General features: G+C 57.0%; 1 protein-coding gene. It reads right to left on the minus strand.

The genetic code is table 11. From position 1 onward, the window contains the following. A partial coding sequence (locus tag B8W69_RS29635) for an ATPase, T2SS/T4P/T4SS family (protein WP_165762740.1) occupies nt 1–277 on the minus strand: 277 nt, incomplete at both ends.

A 277-nucleotide genomic window follows, 5' to 3' on the forward strand; every position in this document is an offset into this window, starting at 1 on the left:
TTTAACCACTTCATAAATACCGACGCGACCTTTGTAACCGCCTTTGCAGTTTTCGCAGCCTACAGGCGAATACAGCTTGAAGGTGCCGATCAGCTCTTCCGGGAAACCTTCGTGAAGCAGGGTTTCCTTCGGCACGTCGTGTTCTTTCTTGCAGTGCGAACAGAGTTTTCGCGCAAGGCGCTGGGCGATGATCAGGTTCACCGAGGTCGCCAGGTTGAACGCCGGCACGCCCATGTTCAGCAGGCGGGTCAGGGTCTCGGCGGCGCTGTTGGTGTGC

The sequence above is a fragment of the Mycolicibacterium vulneris genome (assembly GCF_002104765.1).
In the GTDB taxonomy this organism is placed as follows: domain Bacteria; phylum Actinomycetota; class Actinomycetes; order Mycobacteriales; family Mycobacteriaceae; genus Mycobacterium; species Mycobacterium vulneris.